This window comes from Pseudoflavonifractor sp. An44 (assembly GCF_002161675.1).
GTDB lineage: Bacteria > Bacillota > Clostridia > Oscillospirales > Oscillospiraceae > Enterenecus > Enterenecus faecium.
In genome coordinates, this window is sequence record NZ_NFIH01000002.1 from 164,676 (window position 1) to 188,754 (window position 24,079).

31 protein-coding genes and 1 tRNA gene are annotated in these 24,079 nt (G+C 54.3%); 27 read left to right on the plus strand and 5 right to left on the minus strand.

The features are described 5' to 3' along the window. Positions 1-60: 60 nt before the first annotated feature. The 17 genes from B5F98_RS01805 to B5F98_RS01885 all read left to right on the plus strand — a co-directional run bounded on the left by B5F98_RS01805 (position 61) and on the right by B5F98_RS01885 (position 14,547). The gene (locus B5F98_RS01805; RefSeq protein ID WP_087369357.1) at positions 61-723 is read left to right on the plus strand and encodes a hypothetical protein; all 663 of its coding nucleotides are present in this window, start codon (positions 61-63) and stop codon (positions 721-723) included. A gap of 97 nt (positions 724-820) precedes the next feature. Then, positions 821-905: transfer RNA gene (locus tag B5F98_RS01810), tRNA-Leu, on the plus strand. Between the two features lie 504 nt (positions 906-1,409). Beyond that, positions 1,410-1,925, plus strand: coding sequence for a hypothetical protein (locus tag B5F98_RS01815; protein WP_143482709.1), 516 nt, complete (start codon positions 1,410-1,412; stop codon positions 1,923-1,925). 282 nt (positions 1,926-2,207) lie between these two features. After that, on the plus strand, positions 2,208-3,719 hold the full coding sequence (locus B5F98_RS01820) for a SpaA isopeptide-forming pilin-related protein (protein ID WP_087369359.1): 1,512 nt from the start codon (positions 2,208-2,210) through the stop codon (positions 3,717-3,719). A 15-nt stretch (positions 3,720-3,734) separates the two neighbouring features. Beyond that, positions 3,735-5,675 (plus strand): SpaH/EbpB family LPXTG-anchored major pilin, encoded by a 1,941-nt coding sequence (locus tag B5F98_RS01825; protein WP_087369360.1) that lies wholly within the window; start codon positions 3,735-3,737, stop codon positions 5,673-5,675. After that, positions 5,662-6,525 (plus strand): class C sortase, encoded by an 864-nt coding sequence (locus tag B5F98_RS01830; RefSeq protein WP_087369361.1) that lies wholly within the window; start codon positions 5,662-5,664, stop codon positions 6,523-6,525. The genes B5F98_RS01825 and B5F98_RS01830 overlap by 14 nt, the downstream gene beginning before the upstream one ends. An 82-nt stretch (positions 6,526-6,607) precedes the next feature. Further along, positions 6,608-6,790 (plus strand): DUF6440 family protein, encoded by a 183-nt coding sequence (locus B5F98_RS01835; protein ID WP_087369362.1) that lies wholly within the window; start codon positions 6,608-6,610, stop codon positions 6,788-6,790. A 124-nt stretch (positions 6,791-6,914) separates the two neighbouring features. After that, positions 6,915-7,796 carry a class C sortase gene (locus tag B5F98_RS01840; RefSeq protein WP_087369363.1) on the plus strand — a complete coding sequence of 294 codons (882 nt, stop codon included), beginning with the start codon at positions 6,915-6,917 and terminating at the stop codon, positions 7,794-7,796. Between the two features lie 11 nt (positions 7,797-7,807). Next, positions 7,808-8,980: an antirestriction protein ArdA gene (locus B5F98_RS01845; protein ID WP_343219385.1), complete on the plus strand. Its 1,173-nt coding sequence runs from the start codon at positions 7,808-7,810 to the stop codon at positions 8,978-8,980. After that, the gene (locus B5F98_RS01850) at positions 8,981-9,847 is read left to right on the plus strand and encodes a DUF4314 domain-containing protein (protein ID WP_242961574.1); all 867 of its coding nucleotides are present in this window, start codon (positions 8,981-8,983) and stop codon (positions 9,845-9,847) included. It abuts the gene before it with no gap. A 224-nt stretch (positions 9,848-10,071) separates the two neighbouring features. Beyond that, positions 10,072-11,238, plus strand: a complete 1,167-nt coding sequence (locus B5F98_RS01855) for an antirestriction protein ArdA (RefSeq protein ID WP_087369365.1) — start codon at positions 10,072-10,074, stop codon at positions 11,236-11,238. A gap of 114 nt (positions 11,239-11,352) precedes the next feature. Further along, entirely contained in the window at positions 11,353-11,655 is a 303-nt protein-coding gene (locus tag B5F98_RS01860; RefSeq protein WP_143482710.1) for a hypothetical protein, read from the plus strand. After that, positions 11,652-12,620 carry a DNA adenine methylase gene (locus tag B5F98_RS01865; RefSeq protein ID WP_087369367.1) on the plus strand — a complete coding sequence of 323 codons (969 nt, stop codon included), beginning with the start codon at positions 11,652-11,654 and terminating at the stop codon, positions 12,618-12,620. Before B5F98_RS01860 ends, B5F98_RS01865 begins: the two co-directional genes overlap by 4 nt. 18 nt (positions 12,621-12,638) lie before the next feature. Further along, positions 12,639-12,845, plus strand: a complete 207-nt coding sequence (locus B5F98_RS01870) for a hypothetical protein (protein ID WP_087369368.1) — start codon at positions 12,639-12,641, stop codon at positions 12,843-12,845. Next, a complete protein-coding gene (locus B5F98_RS01875) occupies positions 12,842-13,081 on the plus strand; it encodes a hypothetical protein (protein ID WP_143482711.1) in 240 nt (79 codons plus the stop codon). The genes B5F98_RS01870 and B5F98_RS01875 overlap by 4 nt, the downstream gene beginning before the upstream one ends. Positions 13,082-13,192: 111 nt before the next feature. Further along, the gene (locus tag B5F98_RS01880; RefSeq protein WP_087369370.1) at positions 13,193-13,540 is read left to right on the plus strand and encodes a DUF3852 domain-containing protein; all 348 of its coding nucleotides are present in this window, start codon (positions 13,193-13,195) and stop codon (positions 13,538-13,540) included. Between the two features lie 107 nt (positions 13,541-13,647). Continuing rightward, positions 13,648-14,547: a conjugal transfer protein TrbL family protein gene (locus B5F98_RS01885; protein WP_087369371.1), complete on the plus strand. Its 900-nt coding sequence runs from the start codon at positions 13,648-13,650 to the stop codon at positions 14,545-14,547. Positions 14,548-14,936: 389 nt separating this feature from the next. On the opposite strand, the gene B5F98_RS01895 is transcribed toward B5F98_RS01885, so the two are convergent. The 5 genes from B5F98_RS01895 to B5F98_RS12880 form a co-directional block, all read right to left on the minus strand. Further along, complete coding sequence (locus tag B5F98_RS01895) at positions 14,937-15,422, minus strand: hypothetical protein (RefSeq protein ID WP_087369373.1); 486 nt, start codon at positions 15,420-15,422, stop codon at positions 14,937-14,939. Continuing rightward, entirely contained in the window at positions 15,406-15,714 is a 309-nt protein-coding gene (locus B5F98_RS01900; RefSeq protein ID WP_087369374.1) for a hypothetical protein, read from the minus strand. The genes B5F98_RS01895 and B5F98_RS01900 overlap by 17 nt, the downstream gene beginning before the upstream one ends. Before the next feature lie 84 nt (positions 15,715-15,798). After that, the gene (locus B5F98_RS01905; RefSeq protein ID WP_087230306.1) at positions 15,799-16,068 is read right to left on the minus strand and encodes a hypothetical protein; all 270 of its coding nucleotides are present in this window, start codon (positions 16,066-16,068) and stop codon (positions 15,799-15,801) included. Positions 16,069-16,091: 23 nt separating this feature from the next. Then, complete coding sequence (locus B5F98_RS01910) at positions 16,092-16,292, minus strand: hypothetical protein (protein WP_087230309.1); 201 nt, start codon at positions 16,290-16,292, stop codon at positions 16,092-16,094. Between the two features lie 24 nt (positions 16,293-16,316). After that, positions 16,317-16,475 (minus strand): hypothetical protein, encoded by a 159-nt coding sequence (locus tag B5F98_RS12880; RefSeq protein WP_158099746.1) that lies wholly within the window; start codon positions 16,473-16,475, stop codon positions 16,317-16,319. Positions 16,476-16,698: 223 nt separating this feature from the next. Between B5F98_RS12880 and B5F98_RS01915 the strand changes: the two genes are divergently transcribed. From B5F98_RS01915 to B5F98_RS01960, 10 genes are all read left to right on the plus strand, one after another. Further along, positions 16,699-17,034: a hypothetical protein gene (locus B5F98_RS01915; RefSeq protein WP_087369375.1), complete on the plus strand. Its 336-nt coding sequence runs from the start codon at positions 16,699-16,701 to the stop codon at positions 17,032-17,034. Between the two features lie 57 nt (positions 17,035-17,091). Continuing rightward, entirely contained in the window at positions 17,092-17,349 is a 258-nt protein-coding gene (locus B5F98_RS01920) for a hypothetical protein (protein ID WP_087369376.1), read from the plus strand. A 1-nt stretch (position 17,350) separates the two neighbouring features. Next, complete coding sequence (locus B5F98_RS01925) at positions 17,351-17,740, plus strand: hypothetical protein (RefSeq protein WP_087369377.1); 390 nt, start codon at positions 17,351-17,353, stop codon at positions 17,738-17,740. Further along, positions 17,737-18,318, plus strand: a complete 582-nt coding sequence (locus tag B5F98_RS01930) for a hypothetical protein (RefSeq protein ID WP_087369378.1) — start codon at positions 17,737-17,739, stop codon at positions 18,316-18,318. The genes B5F98_RS01925 and B5F98_RS01930 overlap by 4 nt, the downstream gene beginning before the upstream one ends. A gap of 46 nt (positions 18,319-18,364) precedes the next feature. Next, entirely contained in the window at positions 18,365-20,164 is a 1,800-nt protein-coding gene (locus tag B5F98_RS01935; protein WP_087369386.1) for a type VI secretion protein, read from the plus strand. Continuing rightward, the gene (locus tag B5F98_RS01940; protein WP_087369379.1) at positions 20,164-21,357 is read left to right on the plus strand and encodes a hypothetical protein; all 1,194 of its coding nucleotides are present in this window, start codon (positions 20,164-20,166) and stop codon (positions 21,355-21,357) included. Before B5F98_RS01935 ends, B5F98_RS01940 begins: the two co-directional genes overlap by 1 nt. Positions 21,358-21,371: 14 nt before the next feature. Next, positions 21,372-21,893, plus strand: a complete 522-nt coding sequence (locus B5F98_RS01945; RefSeq protein WP_343219386.1) for a helix-turn-helix transcriptional regulator — start codon at positions 21,372-21,374, stop codon at positions 21,891-21,893. A 16-nt stretch (positions 21,894-21,909) separates the two neighbouring features. Beyond that, positions 21,910-22,830: a HipA domain-containing protein gene (locus B5F98_RS01950; protein ID WP_087369380.1), complete on the plus strand. Its 921-nt coding sequence runs from the start codon at positions 21,910-21,912 to the stop codon at positions 22,828-22,830. A 303-nt stretch (positions 22,831-23,133) separates the two neighbouring features. After that, a complete protein-coding gene (locus B5F98_RS01955; protein WP_087369381.1) occupies positions 23,134-23,385 on the plus strand; it encodes a DUF6103 family protein in 252 nt (83 codons plus the stop codon). Further along, the gene (locus B5F98_RS01960; RefSeq protein WP_087369382.1) at positions 23,382-24,002 is read left to right on the plus strand and encodes a hypothetical protein; all 621 of its coding nucleotides are present in this window, start codon (positions 23,382-23,384) and stop codon (positions 24,000-24,002) included. Before B5F98_RS01955 ends, B5F98_RS01960 begins: the two co-directional genes overlap by 4 nt. Positions 24,003-24,079 lie beyond the last annotated feature (77 nt).

Consider the following 24,079-nt stretch of genomic DNA (forward strand, 5'->3'; position numbering starts at 1 on the left):
AATTGGCAGACGTGCAGGATTTAGGTGCTGTCACCTCAGTGAAGAAAGTGCAGGTGTGGTATGGAAAGTCAGATGACAAAAGGGCATTGCTATCTCTGTGGCGCAATCGTTGCAAAATCGGGTTTTTTGAAGCATTTTTCCTCCAGACATTCTGGCGGGGAGGAAGCGGAGAACCAGAAATGTGTCCTCCTTAAGGTGGAGGACGCCGAGGATAAGGTGTATTGGCTGTACCTCGATATGCCGCTGACCTCTACGCTTAAAACGCTGGATACTTTTTTGCGGGAGATCTGGCTTGAGTGCTGTGGGCATATGAGCGCATTTTATCAACGCGGCGGGGTGGAGATAGGGAAGAGCACAAAGCTGGATCGCATTCCGACCGGTTCCGTTCTCTTTTACGAGTATGATTTCGGCAGTACGACAGAGCTTCGGATTACGTTTCTGCATCCTGTGTCCCGTCCCAAACAGCGCAAGGCTGTCCGTTTGCTGGCTCGGAATCTGCCTTTGCTTTTCGAGTGCGGACAGTGCGGCGAGGCGGCGGATTACGTCTGCTGTGAATGTGACGCGATGGAGGAGTACCCGTTTTTCTGCGAGAAATGTATGGCGTCCCACGAGCACGAAGGATGCGCACTGCCCGTGGTCAATTCCCCAAGAATGGGCGTATGCGCGTACTGCGGGGAATACGATGTATACGAGTATTCGGACGGTACCGAAAAAGAAGGGTGAAAGAGCAGCGCAAGCAGGATGTGCTGTCTGCATCTATCCTTCTCAAGCAAAAACGAGATATCAAAAGCGACAGGAAAAACTCCTGTCGCTCATATAAGCGGGTATGGCGGAATTGGCAGACGTGCAGGATTTAGGTTCCTGTGCCGAAAGGCGTGTGGGTTCGACCCCCACTACCCGTACCATGTTATCCCAACACTATAGATGCCGTAGGCGCAACGCCTACGGCATCAACCGTTTCCGGGATTTTTCTCCTCAAAATTTCACCGAAAATTCCATAGATGCAAACGCCCTGTTTTCCCCGACTGGTGGGACTCGAACCCTCCTCTCCCCCGTCGTTGGCACAGATATAGGCAAACAGCGCCCTTTTTGAACAAAGCAGTTTCAAAAAGGGCGCTACTCTTTTCCAAATAGAATATACAGCGTTTCTAGGCGTCAATTTGTTGGTCGTGATCGATCATCAGATTGGCGCCTTTTTTCATTTCCAGCAAAATTCAAAAAGGGCGCCACGCCCCAAGGAGGTAATCATTATGAAACGAGACACATTTTTTCAGGAGCTTCGCCGAGTACTCCAACGGGTAGGCTTCACCACCCAAGCAGAACGGGATAGTCTGTTACCTGTGGAATGGGATGGCCACCCTCTCTGCAGGATCACAGAGGGCGGCGGTGTACGCTACCGACAGGAGGATGTGGCAACTTTGGAACGGGAACAGGCCTGTGAGCAGGCAACCCATCTGGCCGGTACAGTGCGGGAATACATGACGTTGCTGGAGCAGGCTCCCCCCTTGAGGGCACAGGGACTGACCGGAGACTTTCGAGTTCTGGCCGACTTCAACGGGACTGTGCTGGCTGGACACCAGACCAAATTCGGCATCCACTTTGTCACCTGGGACCGGGACTTCCGCTGGACAGGTCTCAACTACGGCCACTACTTTCAAGACAATTACCTGGCTGCCAAGCAAGACTTTGCTATCCGTTCCGGCCTTGTCCCCCAGTACCAAGTTTTCAACCAGGAACAGCTCACAGAAATCTTTCGATGCTGCGCTGATACCCTAAACACCAACCTGAACCTGTCTCCCAAACAGGAGGCATGCATCCGGGGTATTCAGGATCAGATTGAAAATGGCATACCCGATGTTGTCGATCGCATCAAAGAGCAGGAACAGCAACTCGCACAACCTTATATCCCCCAGCAGACCATGTGAAATTGCGCCGGAGTTCTAACCAAGATTCCGGCGCTTTTTCTATTTCGGCGAAAGGAGGACATTGCCCATGCCCCATTACTTCACACGGGATTCCCCTCTATGATAGAGAGGAACCCGGAACACTTTTACAAGAGATGAGACAGATCATTTTAACTCAGAAGGGACGTGATACAAGTGAAACTCATCCAACGCATCCTTACCACAGCTCTGTGCGGTGCCCTGTGTCTCGGGGTACTGCCTGGAGCAGCGGCACCCCCAGAAGTGCAGCCGTTCCAAGAGGTAGTGACAGAGACAGCCGACCCCATCGTTGAGACCACCGCAGAGGAAGAAACGCCCCTGCTGGCCACCATGTCGGCCTGGTCTCCCGGCGAGGTGGTCAACACCTGGGAGGGAGAGCCATACACCTCTATTACCGGCCATAAGTACGCTCTGATGAAATTCAGCTTTATGCGCTACTACAGCGACGGTACCAAAAAAATTATCACCAGCACTCAGGCCAGTGGCTATACCAACAACAAGTACTATGTGGGAAACACCCTGGCCTACTGCATCGAGTCCGGTAAGGCCTTTGACGGAGGAGACTACACCTCTGGAGAAGCTGGCACATCGGACTATCTCAAACTATTGTCTCCCACGGCCCGTGAAGGCATTATGCTTGCCATGCTCTACGGCTACAACCCGGAAAACCCCAGCTATATTCCAACAACCAGCCAGGTTGGATGTGCCTTCAACGTGGACGACTTTGCCTTTGCCACCCAGATCATTATCTGGGAGTATCAAAGCGGCATCCGCAACAGCCCCACCTCCATTTCCGCTCTATCCTATGGGGGCAAGACCATCGAGGCAGACAACTATGTGAAGTGGATCGAGGGACATCCGGCCAAGAACTGCTATGACTGGATGCTGGACCAAATGGCTGAACATCGAGTAATCCCCAGCTTTGCCAGCACGGATGTGGGCCTCAATATGGCTCACACCATGCAGTATGATGCCATCAGCGGTAAATACACCGTAACCCTCACAGATACCAACACCACCGGCTGTGACATCACCTTCCCCTCCACCAGCGGGATTACCGTCTCCCGCCAGGGCAACACCTACACCTTCTCCACCACCCAGGAGATTACCGATCCCGTTACTCTGACGATGCGGAAGAACATCCCCCAAAATACAGGAGCCCTGCTCATCTGGTCCAACGGCGTGGGCCAGACCTTAGCCACCGGAGTGCAAGACCCGGTGGTTTTTTATTTACAGCTGCGTACCCAGCCCTTGGGGATGCTCACCATTCACAAGTCCGGTCAGGGAGACCAGGACCTGTCTGGGGTGAAGCTGCAACTGCTGGATAACCAGGGAAATGTGGTGACCTGGAGCCAGCAGGCGGATGGACGCTATGCCGCTCTGGTGGTGCAGAACGGCCAGTTTGTCCCTGGGCAAGGAACGGATACTCTGGTTACCGACGCAAAGGGCCGGGTAGAGCTGGTGAACATCCCCTTTGGCACTTACACCCTGCGGGAAATCCAGACAGAGGAAGGCTATCAGCTTCTGCCCCAGCCCGTCACCATCACCCTGCCCTATGGGGTAGCCGGAGCCAAGGACACCACCAGCGACGAGGTGTACTACAGCAATGGCACCAACTACTATTACCATCTCACCTACGACCTGCGCAATACCCTGGTGTATCGCCTGCCTGCCACAGGAGGCTATGCCATCTGGCTGATGAGTGCCGGACTGGCCCTGGCCTTCCTGTGCGTCACCGGGCTGGTTGTGTATAAAAAACATCAAATTAAACACTGAGGAGGACAATGAATCATGAAACAGAAGATGCATCGCTTTACCGCCATGGGTCTGGCCCTGTGTGCCGCCCTTGGCCTGTCTGGAACGGCCCTGGCCTATACCCCCCAGGATGCCACCATTGACTACGGACACACTGCCAGTCTCACCGTCACCAAGTATGACCTCACCGCCGCCACTCAGGCGGGGGTAAGCACTGGTGGGCTGGTGTCCACCGGCAAGGAAAACCACGAGGCAGAGACCATGCTCCAGGACTACACCCTGGGCGGTGTGGAGTTTACCTACCTGCGCCTGGGCGGCATTGATATGTACTCGGATCAGGATGCCGCCAATGCCACCGTCCAGGTCATCTACGGGGTGGACAACGAAGATGTGCGGGACACTCTGGGCCTCACCTCGGAGGACGTGGTGAAAACCGAGGGTGGAATCCCCTGGTATACCTCGGATACCCTGATCGACGCTTTGGAGGAACAGCTCACCGCCAACCGCCGAGCCACCAAGGATGCTCTGGAGGCGGAGGCCAACCAGAGCGGCACTGCCATGGCCCTCACCGATGACATCACGGGCACCACTTCTGTGGACGGCCTGGACCTGGGCCTGTACCTGGTAGTGGAAACCGAGGTACCGGAGAACGTCACCTCCACCGTCAACCCCTTCCTGGTGTCCCTGCCCATGATGGACACCCAGACCGCTGACGGCTGGTTCTACGATGTCCATGTCTACCCCAAAAACGAGACCGGGAACCCCACCCTGGAGAAAGAGGTGGCAGACCTGGCCCACGGCATCAGCTTCTCCGGAGACATTGACGGGCTGGGCTACCGGGATGTGGCCACCGGCAGCACCGGGGACGTGATGGGCTACCGCTACCTGTCCACCCTGCCCACCATCACCTCCAATGCCACCCAGCTCACCCAGTACCGCTTCGAGGATATGCTCTCTCCCGGCCTGGAGTACAACCAGAACGACGTGATTGTTTGCTGGTATGAGAGCTACGAGGCGGCCCAGAAGGACTACACCGTTGCCACCCCTAACACCCCTGCCACCCAGGGCGCCAATGCCGTGGAGATCTGGGAGTGCAATGAGAAGGGACAGGGCACTTATTTCGATCTGTCTTACTCCAATGGTAGTGACGGCTCCACCATGATGACCCTTCAGTTCAACGAGGCTGGTCTGGAACGCATCAATACCCCCGTGGACAACAGCCAGCAGGAAGGGCGGTATTCCGACTGGACCTGCGTGGTGTACTACACTGCCAAGATCAACAGCACCGAGGACATGATTCTGGGTGATGAGGGCAACCCCAATACCGTCACCCTCACCTGGGAGCGCACCAGCCAGGACTATATCGGCACCCTCACCGACGAAGCCAAGGTGTACAGCTACGGCATCCACCTCACCAAGAAGTTCTCCGCCGGAGGCACCAACTTTGATGCCGTCCAGTTCATCACCCAGAATGTGACCAACGCCACCGGCAACTACTATGTGGTGGCAGAGGCCAACCCTGCAAAGGGTGTGTACTACGCCACCGGCACCACCACCAACGTGGACGAGGCCACCCGCATGACCCCTGATGAGACCGGCCACCTGTATCTGTATGGTGTGGAGGAGGACACTTACCAGCTTACTGAGACCCAGACCGATGCTGGCTACACCCTGCTGGAGGATGTGATCACCGTGGACATCGACACCAAGTACACACCTGGTGTGCAGGTGGGCTCCCTCACTGCTACCGCCACCGTGGATGGCTATTCCGCCACCATGGAGGCCATGGGGAACAGCGGCAATGCCCTGGTTCCACTGACTGTCCTCAACACCCGTGGCTTTGATCTGCCCGAGACTGGCGGCAAAGGCACCATGGTGACCACTGTGGTAGGCATCGTGCTGGCCAGCGGGATGCTCACCGGGTGTATCGCCCTTCGCTACTGGAAGCGAAAGGGTGAGCTGGATGAAAAGAAGTAAAGCGCCTCTTTTGTTGGGGCTGGGCTGTGTGCTGGCTGTGGGGATGATGCTCTACCCCATGGCCAGCAACTGGCTTTCGGGCCAAACACGCTCCCAGGTCATTACAGAATATGAGACGGCGGTGGAGGTGCTGGACAACCAGGCCACCCAACAAGCCCTGGAGCTGGCCCAGGCCTACAACCGAGATCTGCTGGAGCAGAGCTGTTCCATTGCCGGATTCTCTGTCTCTGGTGCCCCAACCCCAGACGAAGATATCCTCACCGCCCTGGACCCCACCGGAGGCGGTATGCTGGCCACGTTGGAGATTCCCGCCATCGACGTGATTCTCCCCGTGTACTACGGAACTCAGTCCACCACCCTCACCGCCGGTGTGGGGGTGGTGGAGGGCAGCTCCCTCCCAGTGGGAGGCACAGGAAGCCATGCAGTTCTGGCTGGCCACAGCGGCCTGGCCTCATCCCGGCTCCTCTCCGACCTGGATCAGCTCACACAAGGAGATGTGTTCTTTCTGCGGGTGCTGGATGAAACCCTGGCCTATGAGGTGGACCAAATTTCCGTGGTGCTCCCCGACGATGTGAGCCAGATCGGGATTGATCCGCAGGGCGACTATGTGACCCTGCTCACCTGCACCCCCTACGGCGTGAATTCCCACCGTCTGCTGGTGCGTGGCACCCGGACGGAGTGGACAGCGGAGGACACCGTGGTTGCAACCGCCCAGAACCAAAACCACGAAAGCAGTTGGTGGAGGGAATACCGCACAGCTCTGTGCATTGGGTTTGGTATCTATCTTACCATGCTGGCCGTGGCTGTGCCGGTGGTAATTTGGCGGAGCAACAGGACAAGATGGGGTTGACACGGCGACGGAAAAAGATGTTTACAGGAGATGTGGTATATGATATTCTGGTGAAAAATCTTTCAGCAAGGAGATGGATTTTATGAAAAAAGAAGAAAGATTCGAAGTGGTCTACTCCCAAGGCATGGCTAAGGGTATGGAAATTTGGGTGGACAAGGAAACCGGTGTCAACTATTTGTTTAGCCATTCCGGGTATGCAGGAGGATTGACCCCCTTACTAGATCGAGATGGAAAACCTGTTATTTCGCCTATTGTCAAGGAATAACGTAAACTGAACAGACTTGCTTTGAGCAGGAAATCTTCCGAGATTTCCTGCTTTTTTCTTTGCAACAGAAAAGGAGTGGATGAAATGAATTTGAAAGCGAATTGTCCCCAGAAGCAGTTACGGCATGGCTAGATGGCTGCTGGGACTGGCTCTGGCGGTGGATTTGGTGCTGATGGTAATTCTCTGCCAGCCCATTGCTGCCCCCATTGTGTATGAGCAGACGGCGAAAGAGGAAGTTGCCGTGGTGGAGCAGGGACAGAAAAAGCCAGGGATTCACCAAGACCTGAGAGAAGCCATGGAGGCGTACAACCTCCAGCTGTCCCAGGATCAGTCCGGCCTGGACAGTGTGGGCAGCTATGAAGCACCGGGGTTGAACTTAGAAGACTACGGAATGGAAGCCGATGATGCCGTAGGCTATGTAGAAATCCCTTCCATGGATGTCATCCTCCCCCTCTACCTGGGAGCCTCCAGAGCGCACATGAACGACGGAGGGGCGGTGCTGGGTCAGACCAGTATGCCCATTGGAGGAAACTCCACCAACTGCGTCATTGCCGCCCACCGGGGCTGGAATGGAAAAGCCATGTTCCGGGATGTGGAGCTGCTTCAAGAGGGAGATCTGGTGTACCTCACAAACCTCTGGGAAACCCTGACCTATCAGGTGACGGGAATCTCCATCATCTGGCCCGACGAGGTGGAGGCTGTGGCCATTCGGCCAAGCCAGGATATGGTGACCTTGCTCACCTGCCACCCCTATATTGTGGGCACCCATCGGTATCTGGTTTACTGCCAGAGGGTGGAGCAGGATACTTCTGTCCAGGAACCCGCTGTGACCACCCCCAACATCCAGCAAACACAGGTTGCAGTGAAAGCATCACAATCTGAAATCGAGCTTGAAAACCATTTGCAGTTGGTAGCACTGGGACTGAGTATTTGTACCGCTGTGGTGCTAATTTACAGCATAGCAACCATCCAAAATAATCGAAAGACAGGTGATAGAAAGAGATGATAGGCGCAGAATTGAGCAATATCAACCACCCGGAATTTGGTGTTGTTACCATTCCCCTTCCCATCCCCAAAGAGCAGTATGACAGCTGCACCGAGCTGCTGGAAGCGCTGGAAATGGGAAACGCCACCCGCCAGGACTGCCGTGTGGAGGAACTCCACACTCCCTGGCCGGTTCTGAATCAGCTGGAGGGAACCCAGGTGAATCTGGACGAGCTGGACTATCTGGCTAAGCGGCTGGATGGCTTCGGTGATGACGAGGTGGCCCAGTTCCAGGCCATGGCTGAGAAACTGGGCCTCACTAGCCTGAAAGACTTGATCAACCTATCCTTCTGCTGTCAGCAGGCCACCGTCATCACGGACTTCTCTGATTTGGAATCCGTGGGCCGCAGCCACTATATGAACCTCAACGGCGGCTGTGCCAGCCTGGAAGAACTGGAGAATGTAGATGGTGAGGAATCTGCCCTTCTTCTGATCGAGGGAAATCAAGGTGTGGTCACCCCCTACGGTGTAGTCTACGACAACGGGATGCAGCTGGAACAACTCTACGACGGCAAGCACCTTCCCTGTTACATCTACGACGATGCTGTGCTGTCCCTGGGTCTGACCCCCAGGGGGAAGCTGGAGAATCCCAAGGATACCACCTGGCTTTACCTCCCTGCCACAAGAAAACAGCTAGAACGTGGAATGCTGCGCTCTGGCATCCAAGACCCGGAGGATATGTGCTTTCAAGTAGGGAGCAACGAATTTCCCGCGGAGGTAAATGCAGTGCTGGATTTCAAGCAGGAAAGCATCTTCGACCTCAACGATCTGGCATGGGCTGTGGCCAGACTTGACCAGGATGACCTTCAGAAACTGGGGGCTGTGGTAGCCTTGGCTGAGCCGGAGAATGCCAGCCAGATCCGTTGCCTGGCGAAAAATCTAGACTTATTTGAATTTGCCCCTGGTGCCCACACCCCGTCAGAGTATGGAATTTATATGATCCAGGAGTCCGGCCACTTTGAGTATGACCCCAATCTGGACGAGTTCTATGACTACGAGAAGTACGGCCTGCAGCACATGAATCAAGAGACCGGTGCATTTACCGACCGGGGATATGTGGCCTACCACGGCACGGTGAGCCTGGAGGTGCTGATGATGGAAGAAACACACCAAGAAGAACAAACTTTTCAAATGGGAGGTATGTAAATGTCAGTTCCAAAGGAATGGCTGAATTTCCTGCGAGAGCAATTCCCCGCAGGAACCCGAATCAAACTCAGAGAGATGAAAGACCCGTATGCCCCGCTGCCCCCCGGCAGCACCGGCACCCTGGACTACATCGACGATATCGGCCAGTTCCACATGAAGTGGGACAACGGCAGTGGCCTTGCCCTGATCATTGGAGAGGACAGCTTCTCCGTGATTCCACCGGAACTCACCACCCTGAAGCTGTATATGCCTCTGACAGCGGACCTCTACACCCGCAACGAGTACAGCGACATAGAGGAGGACTGTACCCAGCTGGATGGCAAAATGCTGCGTGGCTACGAAGGTGACATTCTCAGCGCTCTCACCAAATACCGTATGCCGGAAGAAATGGAGCGTGGGCTGATGCACTGGTACAGCGAAGATGACAGCGTCAACCGGAAAGTCCAGTCCGCTGTGTTCACGGTCGAGGATCGAAACGGCCAGCTCTGGGGTGTTGCGGAATGCCGTGTTGCAGGGACCCTTACCCCGGTGGAACTGTCCAACCTGAAGGAGTACATCTCTGGACAGGCATCGGATGGCTGGGGCGAAGGATTTGAGCAGCGGGATATCTGCATTGGTGACGACGAGCTGTATGTCCATCTGTGGAGCTTCGACGATTGGAGTATCCAGACGGAGGAGGAGCGCTTCTCCCCCAAATTGGCAGAAGGATTGCCGGAGATGTGCTACTCCACCCTGCCCACTACGGGCCAGCTGATTTGCATCAAACGAGGTGAAACCGGCTACCACCCCTCGGAGTGGGACACCGGCGACAAAGAGCGGAATGTGGAACTGGCCGACCAGCTCAACGAGCACCTTGGCGTAGAGTAGATATGTGGCAGAGACAGGCCATGGAGGTGGGCAGTATGTGTGGCTGGGATGTCCCCGGCGCAGACCCTGCCAAGTATCAGGAAGACTACGTGCAAACCGGGCCCCCACCGAAGCCCAGCGCAGCGGGTTTGGTGGGGAGAGGAGTTCCGGCGAAATGAGTGAGCCTTGTCCCCAGGACGAGGCAAAGGATATGGAGCATGGAACGACGATAGGAGGGATGACCCTTGGATAATGCGTTCTGCATTGCGCTCTACGGGAAACATAATCAATACAGCTGCCTGGAGCTTCCGGCTACCTACTACCAGCTCCAGGATGCCATGGATAAGCTCCAAATGGCCCCCCGCGAAAAACCGGACCTGGAACTGCTCCATCCGGGAGCTTTCCCCTTTCTCCATGACCATCTGAGCTCGGACTGTGACCTCTACCAGCTCAACGCCCTGCTAACCAGGCTGGAGGGGCTGAGTGACATGGAAAAGGCCGCTTTCGAAGGACTGGTCCAGATGGAAGCCGCCAAGGACTATGGTCCCATCCCCCTCTCCCTCCTGCTGGATCTGGCTTACAGCACGGACTGCTGTCATGTGGTCAACGCCACAACAGATGAGCAGCTGGGCAGATTCTATGCCGAGAACGATTTTATCCCTGCACTTGAAAAAGTTCCCGATTCCATCTTTGACTATCTGGACTTTGCACAGCTGGGCCGAAAAGCCCGATTTGAGGAGGGCGGTGTCTTCGTCAGCCATGGCTATGTGATCCAGCACGAAGACCTCAAGCAGGTACATGACAGCCTGGACGTAGTTCCCAAGCCTCCCTCCTACGCTGTTCGCCTGCTGGTGGCCAGAGGTTTCAATCAACAGGAACCCAGGGTTACTCTGGAACTCCCCGCCACACAGAGCCAGCTGTCCCGTGTGCTGGAAGAGCTGGGCGAATCCGCTTCCTGGGACCAGGTGGTCTTCTGGACCGAGGACAGCGCCATTCCCGATCTGCTGGAGAACCTGGAGTGCAATGACATCCAGGATCTGAATCAGCTGGCAGAGGCCATCAAATGCCTGGAGCGGTATGGACAGCTCACCAAACTCAAAGCAGTCATCCTTGCCACCGACTGCCACGAGGTCGTCGCCGCCGCTCACATTGCGGAAAATCTGGACGACTACCTGCTCCAACCCGACCAGCGCAGTCCCAAGGAGGTGGCACTCCAGAAGCTGCACACCATCTTGGATGAGCAAACCCTTTCCATGCTGCAAGAGCACGTCAATCTCAATGCCTACGGTAGAGACATCCTGGCAAATTCCAACGCAGTCCTGACCCCCTATGGGCTGGTGGCGCGAGAAGATGGCGAACCCCTCCTCTGCCCTACTTCTGACCCTAAACTGGGAGGGATGCAGATGCAGTAAACCGTAACCCTCTCATATTCCCAAACAAAACACACAGGGGCCGTACCCGAAAGGGACACGGCTCCTGCTTTTTTGTTGTTCCTTGTTCGGGTATGGCCCCGGAAAGGAACAATGATGCGAGAACAACAGGTATTGGCCTATCTGAAGGCCGTGTGCAAAGGCAGAAAAAACATCCAGAAAAGCCGTCAGATCGAGACAGCACTCCACATCAGCGGCACTGAACTGCGTAAACAGGTCCACCGTCTGCGCAAAAAGGGGCATCCCATTGCCAGCAGCCAAGACGGTTACTTCTATGCCGTAACCGCCGGGGAGGTCTATTCCACCATTGGCCAGTTGAGAGCCATGGAACATGGTCTGAAGTTGGCCAGGGAGGGACTGGAGCGATCTCTGGACTCCTTTGGCGGTGACGTCGATTGAAGAGCTTTATCCCATGGGTGGGCGGCAAAGCCAAGCTGCTTTGGCTGATCCACCGTCTGGCTCCCCCACATTTTTCCCGGTTTATCGACGTGTTTGGTGGCAGCGGCACCGTAACCCTCAACCGTCCCATTCAACAAGGCTGCATGGAGGTATACAACGACTTCAACAGCGACCTGACCAACCTCTTCTGCTGCGTCAAGAACCGAACTATGGCCCTGCTTCTGGAGCTGGGCTTTCTGCCCCTGAACACCCGAGATGATTTCAATGTGCTGTACAAATTCTTCTCCAAGGAAGAATTCACCGACGATTATCTCAGCCAAGAGATGGAGCTGACCCAGCGATATCTGGAGCCGCCTGATGGAGAGGCCATCCGCAGAATGATGCTGGAGAGGGCTCCTCGTGGAGACGTCCGCCGGGCCGCAGACTACTTCAAGCTTATCCGATACAGCTTCAGTGGCGGGGCCAAGTCCTTTGCAGGAAAAACCTGCGACATCCGTCGCTTTTTTCACCTGGTCTGGGAATGCTCCCGCAGGTTGGCGGAGGTCATCATTGAAAACAAGGACTGCGTGGAAATTGTACGCCAATACGACCGGAAAGGTGCGTTTTTCTATTGCGATCCTCCCTATTACGAGGCAGAGGGCTGCTATGCGGTGGTCTTCCCAAAGGAGGATCACCAGCGGCTCCACGATGCCCTCCTGAATTGCGAAGGGTACGTCATGGTGTCCTACAACTACTGTCCCTATATCGTGGAGCTGTATCAGGAGTTTTATATCTTCTACACCACCCGACCCAACAGCATGTCCCAGAAGGCAGGCAGTGAGTACGAAGAAATTGTCATCACCAACTACGACCCCCGCCGCTACAACACGGCAATGAATTGGCAACTGAGTATGTTTCACCTGTCCCCCACCGACGAGTACGAGGGCCGTTATACCCTGATCCATGAACCAAATCAAAATACTTAACGATATGGAGGAATGAACATGACATTTATCAACTACACCAACGACGGAAAAGCCGTCATCCAGTCTGCCGCCCTGATTCTGAGCGGTCTGGAGCAAGAGGAAACCTTGGAGTTGCACACCCTGGAAAACGCCATCGTCCTGCTCAAGCCGGAGATGAAGCCTGTGGAGAAAGCCACCGCTATGATGACCCTGATGCGGCTGGTCAACAGCCTGGGGCAGATATGATGACTGGCTGGGAGGGCCAGGAGGGCGATGAGGATATGTGCGGCAGCTGCCACGGGTGTGACGAGGATATGCTTCCCATTCCGGCAGAGGCCTTTGCGGATGCAGGCATTCTCTTTGACAATCTCCGGGTGCTCAGCGTAGACGGCGCTGTTCTGGTGGTGCCTCAGGATGACGCTGAAAGTTGGGAAAAAGTACTGAGCCAACTGGAGCGCAACAAGCAGAACCACTCCAAGTAAGCACGACATGGTTCACCTGAGTCCTTTTTTCAGCGGGCCTCCACCCCCTGATGTTCCAGCGCATCATCCGGGCCCAAATACACACTATATTTTTGTAACTGGAGGTAATCTATGCGTAAATGGAACTACAAACGCTTTGCTCTCTTACTGGTGGTGGCGCTGGCCATGACCTCCCTGATGGCAGGCACAGCCCTGGCCGCTGGCAGCGGAGATGTAGCTGGAGCCGTAGAGAGCACCTGGACCACCGCATCCACCCAAATCAAGACTGTGGTCAACAACGTGGTCTTCCCTGCCATTGATCTGATCCTCGCCGTGTTTTTCTTTGTCAAAGTGGGTACCGCCTACTTTGATTATCGGAAGACCGGGCAGTTCGAGTGGACGCCCCCCGCCATTTTGTTTGCCTGTCTGGTGTTTACCCTCACCGCCCCCCTGTACATCTGGGGTATCGTTGGCATCTAACACCCAGCAAACCATGTCATTGATTGACACAAAAGGCCGTACCAGCTGCGGGGTCTTTGTGTCATGCGGTTGGTACGGCCTCAACCCGAAAAGAGGTGAACCAACCATTGTTTATTTGGGATTTTGTAGCTGATACTGTCCTGAGCCAGATCATTGATTGGATCTACAGTCAGATCATGGGCTTTCTGGGCAACTTCTTTGCCGAGATGGGCAACATGGGCGTGGAGCTGTTCACCATGAACTGGGTACAGAGTATTGTCCTGTTTTTCTCCTATCTGGCCTGGGCGCTCTATGGCACAGGCCTTGTGGTGGCCTGTTTTGAATGCGGCATTGAGTATTCCTCCGGCAGAGGAAACCTGAAAGAGACCGCCCTCAATGCCATAAAGGGCTTTATGGCAGTCGGTCTCTTCACGGTGGTACCCGTGCGGCTCTATGAACTCTCTGTCACGTTGCAGGGCAGTCTCACCGCCGGAATCACTGGATACGGAACCTCCATTGGCCAAGTGGCCACGGAGATCATCGACACTCTCGGTGATGTGGAGTCCCTGACCGAAATGACATCCGGCTCCTACTTCGGCTTTGCTTCCATCACCAGCCCCATCATGCTCCTGTTCTGCATCATTCTTATGGCCTATGCCGTCATTAAGGTGTTTTTTGCAAACCTGAAGCGAGGCGGTATCCTGCTCATCCAAATCGCCGTGGGCAGCCTGTATATGTTCAGCGTCCCCCGCGGCTATACCGACGGCTTCATCCAATGGTGCAAGCAGATCATTGGACTCTGCCTCACCGCCTTCCTGCAAGCTACCATCCTCATTGCAGGATTGATGGTATTCAAAGAAAATGCCCTTCTGGGTCTGGGACTGATGTTGTCCGCAGGGGAAATCCCACGCATCGCCGGAACCTTCGGCCTGGACACCACAACCAGAGCCAACATCATGTCTGCGGTCTATACAGCCCAGGCTGCGGTCAATACCACCAGGACGGTGGTCCAGGCGGTGGCCAAATGACATAGAGCTGTGGCATCCGCTTTACACAAAGCACAAAACAAAAATCGTCCTACACCCTAAAAAAGTGCAGGACGATTTTTGAAACAATACATTTAGATCTGTCAACTCAGACGTACTGGTGTTTCACGATTGTGCCTTTTTCTTTTGGTATCTAATCATTTTGAGACATCCACTACCAAGCCAAGCGGCAACCCAAACCAGCGTCATCGCCAGAGAGAAACCTCGGACGAAAAAGAGAGATGGAACACAAAGTATTCCTATTGCCAAGCAAAACACAATGCCGGACTTCGTTATTCTTTTCTCTTTCCAACCATTCCAGTATAGAATCGCTGCGCTCACTGCGCATGTCACGACTAACCCAAGAATATCCCACCAAAGTTTTCCGTCCATCATCGTTTCCTTCCCCTGACAATCTCCACGAGGTTGAGTACCAGGATAACCAGTACGAGCACCATCGTGCCATTCCAGCGGGACATGTCTCCTCCTTGCAACACCACGGCCAAATACAGGATACAGGTCAACCCCATAATCAGCACCATTACCCACGAGTAACGGCGCATAGTCCGCTCATAGCGAGATATGGATTCTTCATAGGACATGTCCAGAGCATGCTCGTAGTCCTCCTGGGTATTCAGAGATTTTCCGTCCACAAAAAACTCTACCTTTTCGCTGGGCCAAACTACAAAGTGACAGGTCTTTCCCCACAGCTCCAGAGTTTCATCCAGCCCTCCCCGAATAGCCTGAAAGCTTTTACGGTAGACAGTTTTTTCAAATTTATCGTCTACCCATAAGACATACTTGTTATTCATCACTTGACAGAGGATTACGTGAGACACTCCATCCACAGTGGCGTTCCAGTTATGTTCTTTTGTCATTTGTTTCCTCACTCCCGTTATCCGCCCGCTTTGCAAAGTAGAGCTTTCTCAACTTCAGCACAGTTCCCACCAGGAAAAATAGGCCCAGCAAAGAAAAAATGACCGAAGCCACCGGCTCATTAGAACTCAGACCAAGTGCCAAATAAAATATCAAGGCAATCACAGCCCCGAAAAATAGGACCACCAATGCAATGAGCGGATAGCGAATCCAACGGCTCAGTTTCTTATTCCCGCTGGTCTCTATGACCCCATCCACAATCAACTCCAAGAACAACTCAAAAAGAATATCCATTCTCTCACTCCCTCTGTCTACTAAAGCACATCCATGGGTAGACGCATCAGCAATTCTGATTTATATAGGAGCATGTATGCACCCTTATTCTTTCATGCGCAGCAGGTTTCGAATATACGCCACAGCCCCTGCCAGCACGAAAAGAGCAAACAGCCACAGCATCACAGAGGCAAACAATTCCTCAGTGTATAGGGCAACAGCAAAATAAACCGCCATAGCAATTCCAGACACGAACATCATGCATATCAAGGCGACCAATGGGTAACGAATCCAGCGGCTAACACCCTTGTTCGCACTGAGTTGCACTAAGACAGCCCCTACCATCCCCAAAATGAATACTAAAACAATTTCCATGTTCGCCCTCCATTTATTCGGGCTCAAATGAAATCCAGCAGCGAACGGACATACTTCCGCAGCTCACGACTGGAAACGGCACAGATAATCACCAGCAAGAGTCCCACAAGAAAAACCCATAAGCCGGTATCTGGGCCAGCACCGGTATATAGCCCGACACCCATGAGTAGTACACCCAAAACAGCAATTCCCTTCATCAAATACTTACCTATTGTCTTGGTCATGTGCTTCACTCTCCACATTGTGACTTATTCTTTCTTATCTTTCGATACAAAAGCTACTATCAGGTGTACGATTTCTACACACAGCCAAGCAATACCCGTAAGGACACTCACGCCATAAAAATGAACCAGCGACACCAGCAACCACGTAATGGCTAACACCAAATAACTCTTGTTGGGCTTCATCTGCTGCTCCCCCCTGTTTCACTCTCATCATTCTACCACAACCATCCGTCTCTGTCACGAGTAACTGCCAGAGATATGCCTGAACTGCCTCTATACATATGATGTGGGGACAGTCTCGTTGCTTCTGCTTGGTTGATGCCCTGTTTCTTTGTTGGTATCTATGAATAGCTTTCCCTGCTCAGTTCCAGTATGCTTTGCTTGCAAAATCACAGGAGTACGTCCCATGGGAGATAAGAAAAATCTCTGCGCCATGATTCCCATAGAGCTGCACGCCAAGGTCATGGCAGAGAAAGAGCAGCTTGCACTGGGAACCCTGGCCGAATGTGTAGAAATGATCCTCACCCAACACTTTGAAGGAGGTAACGTCACCATGGCAGCAACCAAAACCCTGGCCTTTCAAATTCCCGAGGAACTGGACCGGCGGCTGAAGAACTTCATCGCCACTGAAAAGAAACGTGGCAGAAAAATCAGCCAGAAGGAGTTCGTCATCGGGCTCATCGAGCAGGCACTGGCTGAGTACGAGACACAAATCCTGACCCAACCTACAACCGAAGCATAATCCACTGAACTGGCCGCTGGGGAAACCCGGCGGCTTTTCTCTTGGAGGTGAATCAATCTGTACATCTATCCCGATAACCTGACCGCCAAAGCAACCCTGTGGCTCTGGGAACTCCGGGACGTGAGCGTCATCGGTGTGGGCCTTCTGCTCTCTGTCCTGGCGCTCACCCAGACCGGCATCTTCGTCCCACTGGTGCTGACGGCAGTCTATACCTTCCTCAGCATCCGATTTGATGGCACCAGCATTCTGGACTTCATCCGGTATGCGGTGGCCTTTCTGTTTACCAAACGGCAATTCTACGAATGGAGACTGTAGTATGAATCATCATAATACCCCCCTCTCCCCTGCCAACCACACTCTGATTCCCTGGACCTATGAAGAAGTCCAGCGATCCGCATCCCTGAAACTCTGGTGGAGCCGAAAGCGCAAGCGTTGGGAATGCGACAACGTCTACTTCTGGCAGGACCCCAAGACCAATTGGAGCTGCCGCAGTAAAAGCGGCAAGCATTACTATGGATTTCGCAGTCTGCGGGCTCTGCTGAAAAGCTATGTGGCTGGCATGCTGGGTGAGAAATACGGCTGTTCCGGCATCAAAAATGTCCGGGCAAACTATCACTTTACCCAGAATCCCAAGACATTGGTCTGTCACGTCACCCTGTGCTGCACCTACCTGGTCCCGCCACACGTTACGGAGGAATTCGAATGAGCAGAAAGAAAAAAGAAAAGTCAGCCCAGTCCACCCAGCAGCTGATGGGCATTGACAGTCTCAAGGATTACTGTATCTCCACCCACATGGGGGATCTGGTGTTCTTCATCATCAAGCCCACCAACATCAGCGTCCTGCCAGACACCAGCATCACCGCAAGGATCTATGCTCTGCTCCATGTGATGAAAGGGCTGGCCGAGGTGGAAATGCTGGCGCTCAACTCCAAGGAGTCCTTTGAGTACAACAAAAACTTCTACCAGGAGCGCATGGAGCAGGAGGAGCTTCCCGCCATTGGCAAGCTTCTGGCCCAAGACAGCCAGCACCTAGATCGCATCCAGGTGTTGATGGCCTCCAGCCGGGAGTTTTATATCGTCGTTCGGCTGCGGGAAGATCAAGGCTCAGATGTCTTCCCATATCTCTCCCGCATCGAGCAGAGCATCAACGACAACGGCTTCACCACCCGCCGGGCCACCCAGCAGGATCTCAAGCGGATGCTTGGTGTCTACTTCGAGCAAAACGTGACCACAGAAGACTTCGAGGACTTCGACGGGGACCGCTGGGTCACGACCGAAGAATAAGGAGGTATCTACCTTGGCAAGAAAATCGAAAAAGTCCGCTGCCCAGATGGGCGAGGAGTCCAACACCAAATCCTTTCTGAACATGATCGCCCCCTCTTTGGTCAGTTTCCTGCCTGACCACTTCATCTGTGGCAACACCTACCGTTGTGTCTGGGCACTCCGGGAATATCCCACCAGCACCGATGAGCAGGCCATTCTCCGTCATCTGGGCAAGAAGGACGGCATCACTCTGCACATCTATACCAGGCAGGTCACTGCCGCCGAAGAAAAACGCATCATCCAGAATGCCACCAATAAGAACCGACTGAGCAGCTCCAACACCAGCAATCTGCAGGAGACCATCACTGCAGAGAGCAACCTGCAGGATGTGGCCACCCTGGTGGCTTCTATGCACCGCAACCGTGAACCTCTCCTCCACTGTGCCGTGTACCTGGAGTTGGTGGCCCCAGATTACAATGCACTCAAACTGCTCCAGACCGATGTACTCACCGAGCTGGTTCGAAGCAAGCTGAACGTGGACAAGCTCCTGCTCCGTCAGCAGCAGGGCTTCCGCTGTGTGGGTCCCAGTGGGTACAACGTCTTTGGAGTCCAGTTCGAACGGGTGCTGCCAGCCAGTTCCGTGGCCAACCTGTACCCGTTCAACTACTCCGGCAAGCTGGACCCCAAGGGCTTCTACATCGGCAAAGACAAATACGGCAGCAACATTCTGGTGGACTTCGATCAGCGAGACGAAGACAAAACCTCCGCCAACATCCTGATCCTGAGCAACTCCGGCCAGGGCAAGTCCTATCTCATGAAGCTGCTCATTCTCAATCTGCTGGAGTCTGGCAAATCTGTCATCTCCCTGGATGCCGAACATGAGCAACAGGAGATGTGCGAGGCGGTGGGTGGTTGTTTTGCCGACCTCATGGCCGGACACTACCTCATCAATGTCCTGGAACCCAAGTGCTGGGACAACAGCGGAGACCCCAATGCCGACGATGCGCCGGAGCCCTTCCACAAAAACACGTTGCTGGCCCAACACATTTCCTTCCTGAAAGACTTCTTCCGAGCCTACAAGGATTTCAGCGATGCCCACATCGACACCATCGAAATCATGCTCTCCAAGCTGTACCAGAAGTTCGGCATCACCGAGGACACCAACTTTACGCAGATGCACCCGGAAGACTACCCCATCCTCTCCGACCTCTATGACCTGATGGAGGAGGAGTTTCACAACTATGATACCAGCCGCCATCCTCTCTACACCGAGAATCTTCTGCAGGAGGTGCTGCTGGGGCTGCACTCCATGTGCAAGGGCGCCGATGCCCAGTTCTTCAACGGACACACGAACATTACCTCCAGCCGCTTCCTGGTCTTCGGTGTGAAGGGGATGCTCAGTGCAGCGAGAAATGTCCGCAATGCCATGCTCTTCAATGTGCTGTCCTATATGTCTGACAAGCTCCTCACCGAGGGAAATACCGTGGCCGCCCTGGACGAGCTGTATATCTGGCTGTCCAATCCCACTGCCATCGAGTACATCCGCAACTGTCTCAAGCGGGTGCGCAAAAAGGAGTCCGCCATGCTACTGGCCAGTCAGAACCTGGAGGACTTCGACCAAGAGGGCATCCGGGAGATGACCAAGCCCTTGTTCAGCATCCCGCCCCATCAGTTTCTCTTCAACGCAGGCTCCATCGACAAGCGCTCCTACATGGATATGCTCCAACTGGAGGAAGCCGAGTACAATCTCATCAAGTTTCCCCAGCGGGGTGTCTGCCTGTACAAGTGCGGCAACGAGCGATACCTGTTGGAAGTCCATGCCCCGGCCTACAAGGAGAAGCTCTTTGGATCGGCAGGTGGTCGCTGATGGCAATCCCTGCGGCAATCGCCAAAGCCGCCGCCACGCTGCTCACCAACGAGAAAACTCGAAAAGGGTTTGGCTGGGTGCTGCTCGCTGTCTTCTCCCCTGTCATTCTTTTGATCGCCCTGCTCTGCTCCATTGGCTCGGGCGGTGCTGAACACAACAATGCCTCAGTGGAAGCGTGCTTCTACGGCAGCACACTCTCTGCTGAAGTCCCTGCGGAGTTTCGCCACTCCATTGAGGAGATGCGTTCCGCCTTCTCCCTTCTGGATTCAGCGGTGGTCTCCGCCAATGAGCAGATGGAGAGCGGCAACGGCCTTGACCCATTGCGAGTCAAGGCCGTTTTTTATGCTCTCTGCTTTGGTGAGGATGCTCCATCCCAAAGCGAAGCGGACAGCTTTGTGGCCTGCTTCTACACCACAGAAACCCGAACCCGCACCGTGGAGATAGAGCAAGAGGACGGCATCGTCACCACCGAGGAGGAGACCTACACCGTCAACGTGCCCCTTTCTCTCTACCAGGCATACACCCATCTGGAAGCTCATCTGGGCAGAGACATCACAGAGGATGACCAAAGCAACATCAACCACGTCTACACCTCGGTGGCTGGAACTGCTGGTGGTGGCAGCTACAACGGTAAGTATCTCCGTGGGGATGGAACCAGCATCGAGCTGGACATCTCCACCTTCACCGATCCCTCCACCAAGAATGCCGCAAACCTGGCTCTCTATGCCATTCACGCCTGGGAGTCCGGCTGGGGCTATGTGTGGGGAACCTACGGCAATGTCCTCACCGATTCCCTCTTCGCCTACAAGCAGGAACAGTACCCCGACGGTGTTGGTACCTACGCAGACTTCATTCGTTCCAACTGGCTGGGTGGACGTACCACCGACTGCGTGGGGCTGATCAAAGGGTATGGCTGGCTCGACCCGGAGACGCTCACCATTGGCTACGCCACCAACGGTATGCCCGACCTGGGCGCCAACCAAATGTTCTACTCCGCCTCCGTGTCTGGGCCCATCGATACCATGCCGGACACACCTGGTCTGGCGGTCTGGCAGAACGGACACATCGGTGTGTACGTCGGCGACGGTTATGTCATCGAAGCCATGAACACTCAATGCGGTGTGGTGAAGACCCAGCTGGAAGGCAGAGGATGGACACACTGGCTGGAGATTCCCTATATCAACTATAACTGAGAAAGGAAGTGCCCATGAAGCAAGTGAACCTGACCATCACCTTCGATTTGGCTATGCCTGCACCCCTTGACTGCTTATCGGGATACCGATATAATCGGAGATGGGTGATGCATATGACGATTCAACAAGTCCTGCGGGAAAAGGGTCTCTCCCGCTACCAGCTCTCCAAGCGCAGCGGGGTTCCATGGGCCACGCTGGCGGACATCTGCTCGGGCAAAACGTCGCTGACGCGGTGCAATGCCGGGACGTTGAGCAAGCTTGCCGCCACGCTGGACATCCCCATGGAGCAGCTTCTGACCATGACCGTAGAGCAAAAGCAGGCCCCGGACGGGAAGCCAAACGACCGCTCCTACCTGGAAAGGGATCTGCCGGCCAGCCTGCAAAAGGCCCTGGATGAATATATCCAGGGAGAGAAAGACCATGTGTCCTACATGGACTGCCTGTGGGGAGAGCTGTATGGCGCCATCAACTCCAACCAGTGGAGCAGCGCCATCACGCGGGAGCAGGCGGACTACCTGAGAGCAAAATACCTGTAATGGGGAGGAACGACTCGTGATCGATTTTACCAACTGCCCTGTCAACCGTTTCCGTGCCTATGGCGGTGCGAACGGAAATAAGATCAATATCTCCTATGCGGGCTCCAGTTATATGCTGAAGTTTCCTCCACGCCCCAGCCGGAACAAAGAAATGAGCTACACCAACGGATGCATCAGCGAATATGTGGCCTGTCATATTTTCGAGATGCTGGGCTTCCGGGTACAGGATACCCTGCTGGGTAATTACACAGATCGTCGGGGCAAAAGCAAGCTGGTGGTTGCCTGCCGTGATTTTACAGAGGGCGGAAAGCGGCTGATTGAGTTCGCCCAACTGAAGAACACCTGTATCGACAGTGAGCAGAATGGTTACGGCAAGGAGCTGTCATCGATTCTGCAAGCTATTGATGAGCAAACATTATATCCAGCAGATGAACTTCGGAAATTTTTCTGGGATATGTTTATTGCGGATGCGCTCCTCGGAAACTTTGACCGGCATAACGGTAACTGGGGCCTGCTGGTGAGTGAGGAGGAGCAAAGTGTGGAGATTGCGCCGGTCTATGACTGCGGTTCCTGTCTCTATCCGCAGCTGGATCTGCCCCACATGGCAGAGGTACTGAAGTCGCAGGAAGAGATCGACCGGCGAATCTATGTGTTCCCTGCCTCCTCCATTGAAGAAAACGGTGTAAAGATTCCGTACTTCGATTTTATCGCTTCCCTGCGCTATCCGGAGTGCAATGATGCACTCAGACGGATCGCCGCACGAATCGATCTGGACAGGATACAGAAGTTCCTGGATGAAATTCCGGAGCTCCAGCCGCTCCAGCGGGAGTTCTACCTCACCATGCTGACAGAGCGCAAGGAAAAGATACTGGACTACAGTATGAACCTCCTGATGCAGCAGGAGCAACAGTCGAGGAACCCCGAGTTAACAATGTGACCAGCTAGAATGCAGAGGGATCGCATCTCATAGATGCGGTCCCCTTTTCCATTCCGCTGATCATCTTGTCGGTAAACTCTGCTGGAGGAAGCGCCCATCCAGATGGATGAGCTATTCTGCCCAGGATACAAATCCAAACTGATCTTACCCCTGTGTAGGCCGGAGCGAACGCTCCGGCCTTTCTCATTTCGGAGAACAGACTGTGTTTGTCTCATCCAACTCGACCCGGAACCCTCCACCATCGGCTATGCCCCACTGGCTGGAGATTGAATACATCAATTACGACTGAGAAAGGAAGTGCCAATGAAACAAGTAAACCTTACCATTTCTTTTGACGAGGAAAAACTCTCCGCCCTGAAACGCTACATGAGCAAGCGAGATCTGGAACTGGAGCGTGAGATGACGGATGCCCTGGTAAAACTCTACGAAAAGTATGTCCCTGCCCCTGTGCGTGAGTACATCGATGAGACTGACACGTCTGCTCCCACCAGATCTCGGCGCAGTCCCAGACCCACCACGCCCAAGCCCCTAGAGGAAATGGAGGTGATACAGTGAACGGCAAGGACATCACCCTCTGGATTGACAAGCGTTGGTACGATGCGCTGAGCAAGCATCTGAAAGATGAAACGCTGGAGGAACACCTGGAGGACGTCATTGACGAGATGTGCAACCAGCTCCCCCAGCGGGAGTATGAGCGCATCAGCGCTGAAATCTGGAAGGAGGATCAGGAGGAGCGGAAAGCTCGAGAAGCCGCCCGCCGCTTTGCCGTCTTCCATGTCACGGAGGGCGGCAGTTCTACCTACTTCCTGGCGGAAGAACATCTGGAGTTTCTTCAGACCGCCAGCCGCCTGCGCAGTTACATCCGTAAGGCCGAGGGCGATCCCCCCGCACGATTCACCGGAATGTTTCCCCGTGGAGAAAAGTTATCCCGTGAGCAGTTCGACACATATGTGTTGGAGCGATTGGACAACACCGGACGAGTGGTGGGTGCATACCACATTGACCTGGACAGTGAGCGGCTCGATGCACTCAACATCATGGACGGCTGGCAGCGATTCCGCATTCAGGATGTCAGCACCGCCGCCTACTTCGCAATGAAGAAAAGCAGCACATCCCCGGAAGAACGGTGGTGCCCCTATACCCGAATTGACGGACAGAAAAGACGGTCGTAAAATGGAAAGGAAAGGGGCAAAACCATGGAAGAGAAAACGAAGAAAAAAGGGACACCGCCACCTCGGTACGATGAGGC

Excerpts from the sequence above, each read along its gene's own strand:
- B5F98_RS01805 (WP_087369357.1), top strand. The coding sequence starts at position 61 with ATGGAAAGTCAGATGACAAAAGGGCATTGCTATCTCTGTGGCGCAATC.
- B5F98_RS01930 (WP_087369378.1), top strand. The coding sequence starts at position 17,737 with ATGAGCAGAAAGAAAAAAGAAAAGTCAGCCCAGTCCACCCAGCAGCTG.
- B5F98_RS01945 (WP_343219386.1), top strand. The coding sequence starts at position 21,372 with ATGAAGCAAGTGAACCTGACCATCACCTTCGATTTGGCTATGCCTGCA.
- B5F98_RS01955 (WP_087369381.1), top strand. The coding sequence starts at position 23,134 with ATGAAACAAGTAAACCTTACCATTTCTTTTGACGAGGAAAAACTCTCC.
- B5F98_RS01860 (WP_143482710.1), top strand. The coding sequence starts at position 11,353 with ATGCGAGAACAACAGGTATTGGCCTATCTGAAGGCCGTGTGCAAAGGC.
- B5F98_RS01900 (WP_087369374.1), bottom strand. The coding sequence starts at position 15,714 with ATGGATATTCTTTTTGAGTTGTTCTTGGAGTTGATTGTGGATGGGGTC.
- B5F98_RS01870 (WP_087369368.1), top strand. The coding sequence starts at position 12,639 with ATGACATTTATCAACTACACCAACGACGGAAAAGCCGTCATCCAGTCT.
- B5F98_RS01910 (WP_087230309.1), bottom strand. The coding sequence starts at position 16,292 with ATGACCAAGACAATAGGTAAGTATTTGATGAAGGGAATTGCTGTTTTG.
- B5F98_RS01830 (WP_087369361.1), top strand. The coding sequence starts at position 5,662 with ATGAAAAGAAGTAAAGCGCCTCTTTTGTTGGGGCTGGGCTGTGTGCTG.
- B5F98_RS01825 (WP_087369360.1), top strand. The coding sequence starts at position 3,735 with ATGAAACAGAAGATGCATCGCTTTACCGCCATGGGTCTGGCCCTGTGT.
- B5F98_RS01935 (WP_087369386.1), top strand. The coding sequence starts at position 18,365 with ATGGGCGAGGAGTCCAACACCAAATCCTTTCTGAACATGATCGCCCCC.
- B5F98_RS01850 (WP_242961574.1), top strand. The coding sequence starts at position 8,981 with ATGTCAGTTCCAAAGGAATGGCTGAATTTCCTGCGAGAGCAATTCCCC.
- B5F98_RS01925 (WP_087369377.1), top strand. The coding sequence starts at position 17,351 with ATGAATCATCATAATACCCCCCTCTCCCCTGCCAACCACACTCTGATT.
- B5F98_RS01835 (WP_087369362.1), top strand. The coding sequence starts at position 6,608 with ATGAAAAAAGAAGAAAGATTCGAAGTGGTCTACTCCCAAGGCATGGCT.
- B5F98_RS01875 (WP_143482711.1), top strand. The coding sequence starts at position 12,842 with ATGATGACTGGCTGGGAGGGCCAGGAGGGCGATGAGGATATGTGCGGC.
- B5F98_RS01940 (WP_087369379.1), top strand. The coding sequence starts at position 20,164 with ATGGCAATCCCTGCGGCAATCGCCAAAGCCGCCGCCACGCTGCTCACC.
- B5F98_RS01905 (WP_087230306.1), bottom strand. The coding sequence starts at position 16,068 with ATGGAAATTGTTTTAGTATTCATTTTGGGGATGGTAGGGGCTGTCTTA.
- B5F98_RS12880 (WP_158099746.1), bottom strand. The coding sequence starts at position 16,475 with ATGAAGCCCAACAAGAGTTATTTGGTGTTAGCCATTACGTGGTTGCTG.
- B5F98_RS01915 (WP_087369375.1), top strand. The coding sequence starts at position 16,699 with ATGGGAGATAAGAAAAATCTCTGCGCCATGATTCCCATAGAGCTGCAC.
- B5F98_RS01895 (WP_087369373.1), bottom strand. The coding sequence starts at position 15,422 with ATGACAAAAGAACATAACTGGAACGCCACTGTGGATGGAGTGTCTCAC.
- B5F98_RS01880 (WP_087369370.1), top strand. The coding sequence starts at position 13,193 with ATGCGTAAATGGAACTACAAACGCTTTGCTCTCTTACTGGTGGTGGCG.
- B5F98_RS01840 (WP_087369363.1), top strand. The coding sequence starts at position 6,915 with ATGGCTAGATGGCTGCTGGGACTGGCTCTGGCGGTGGATTTGGTGCTG.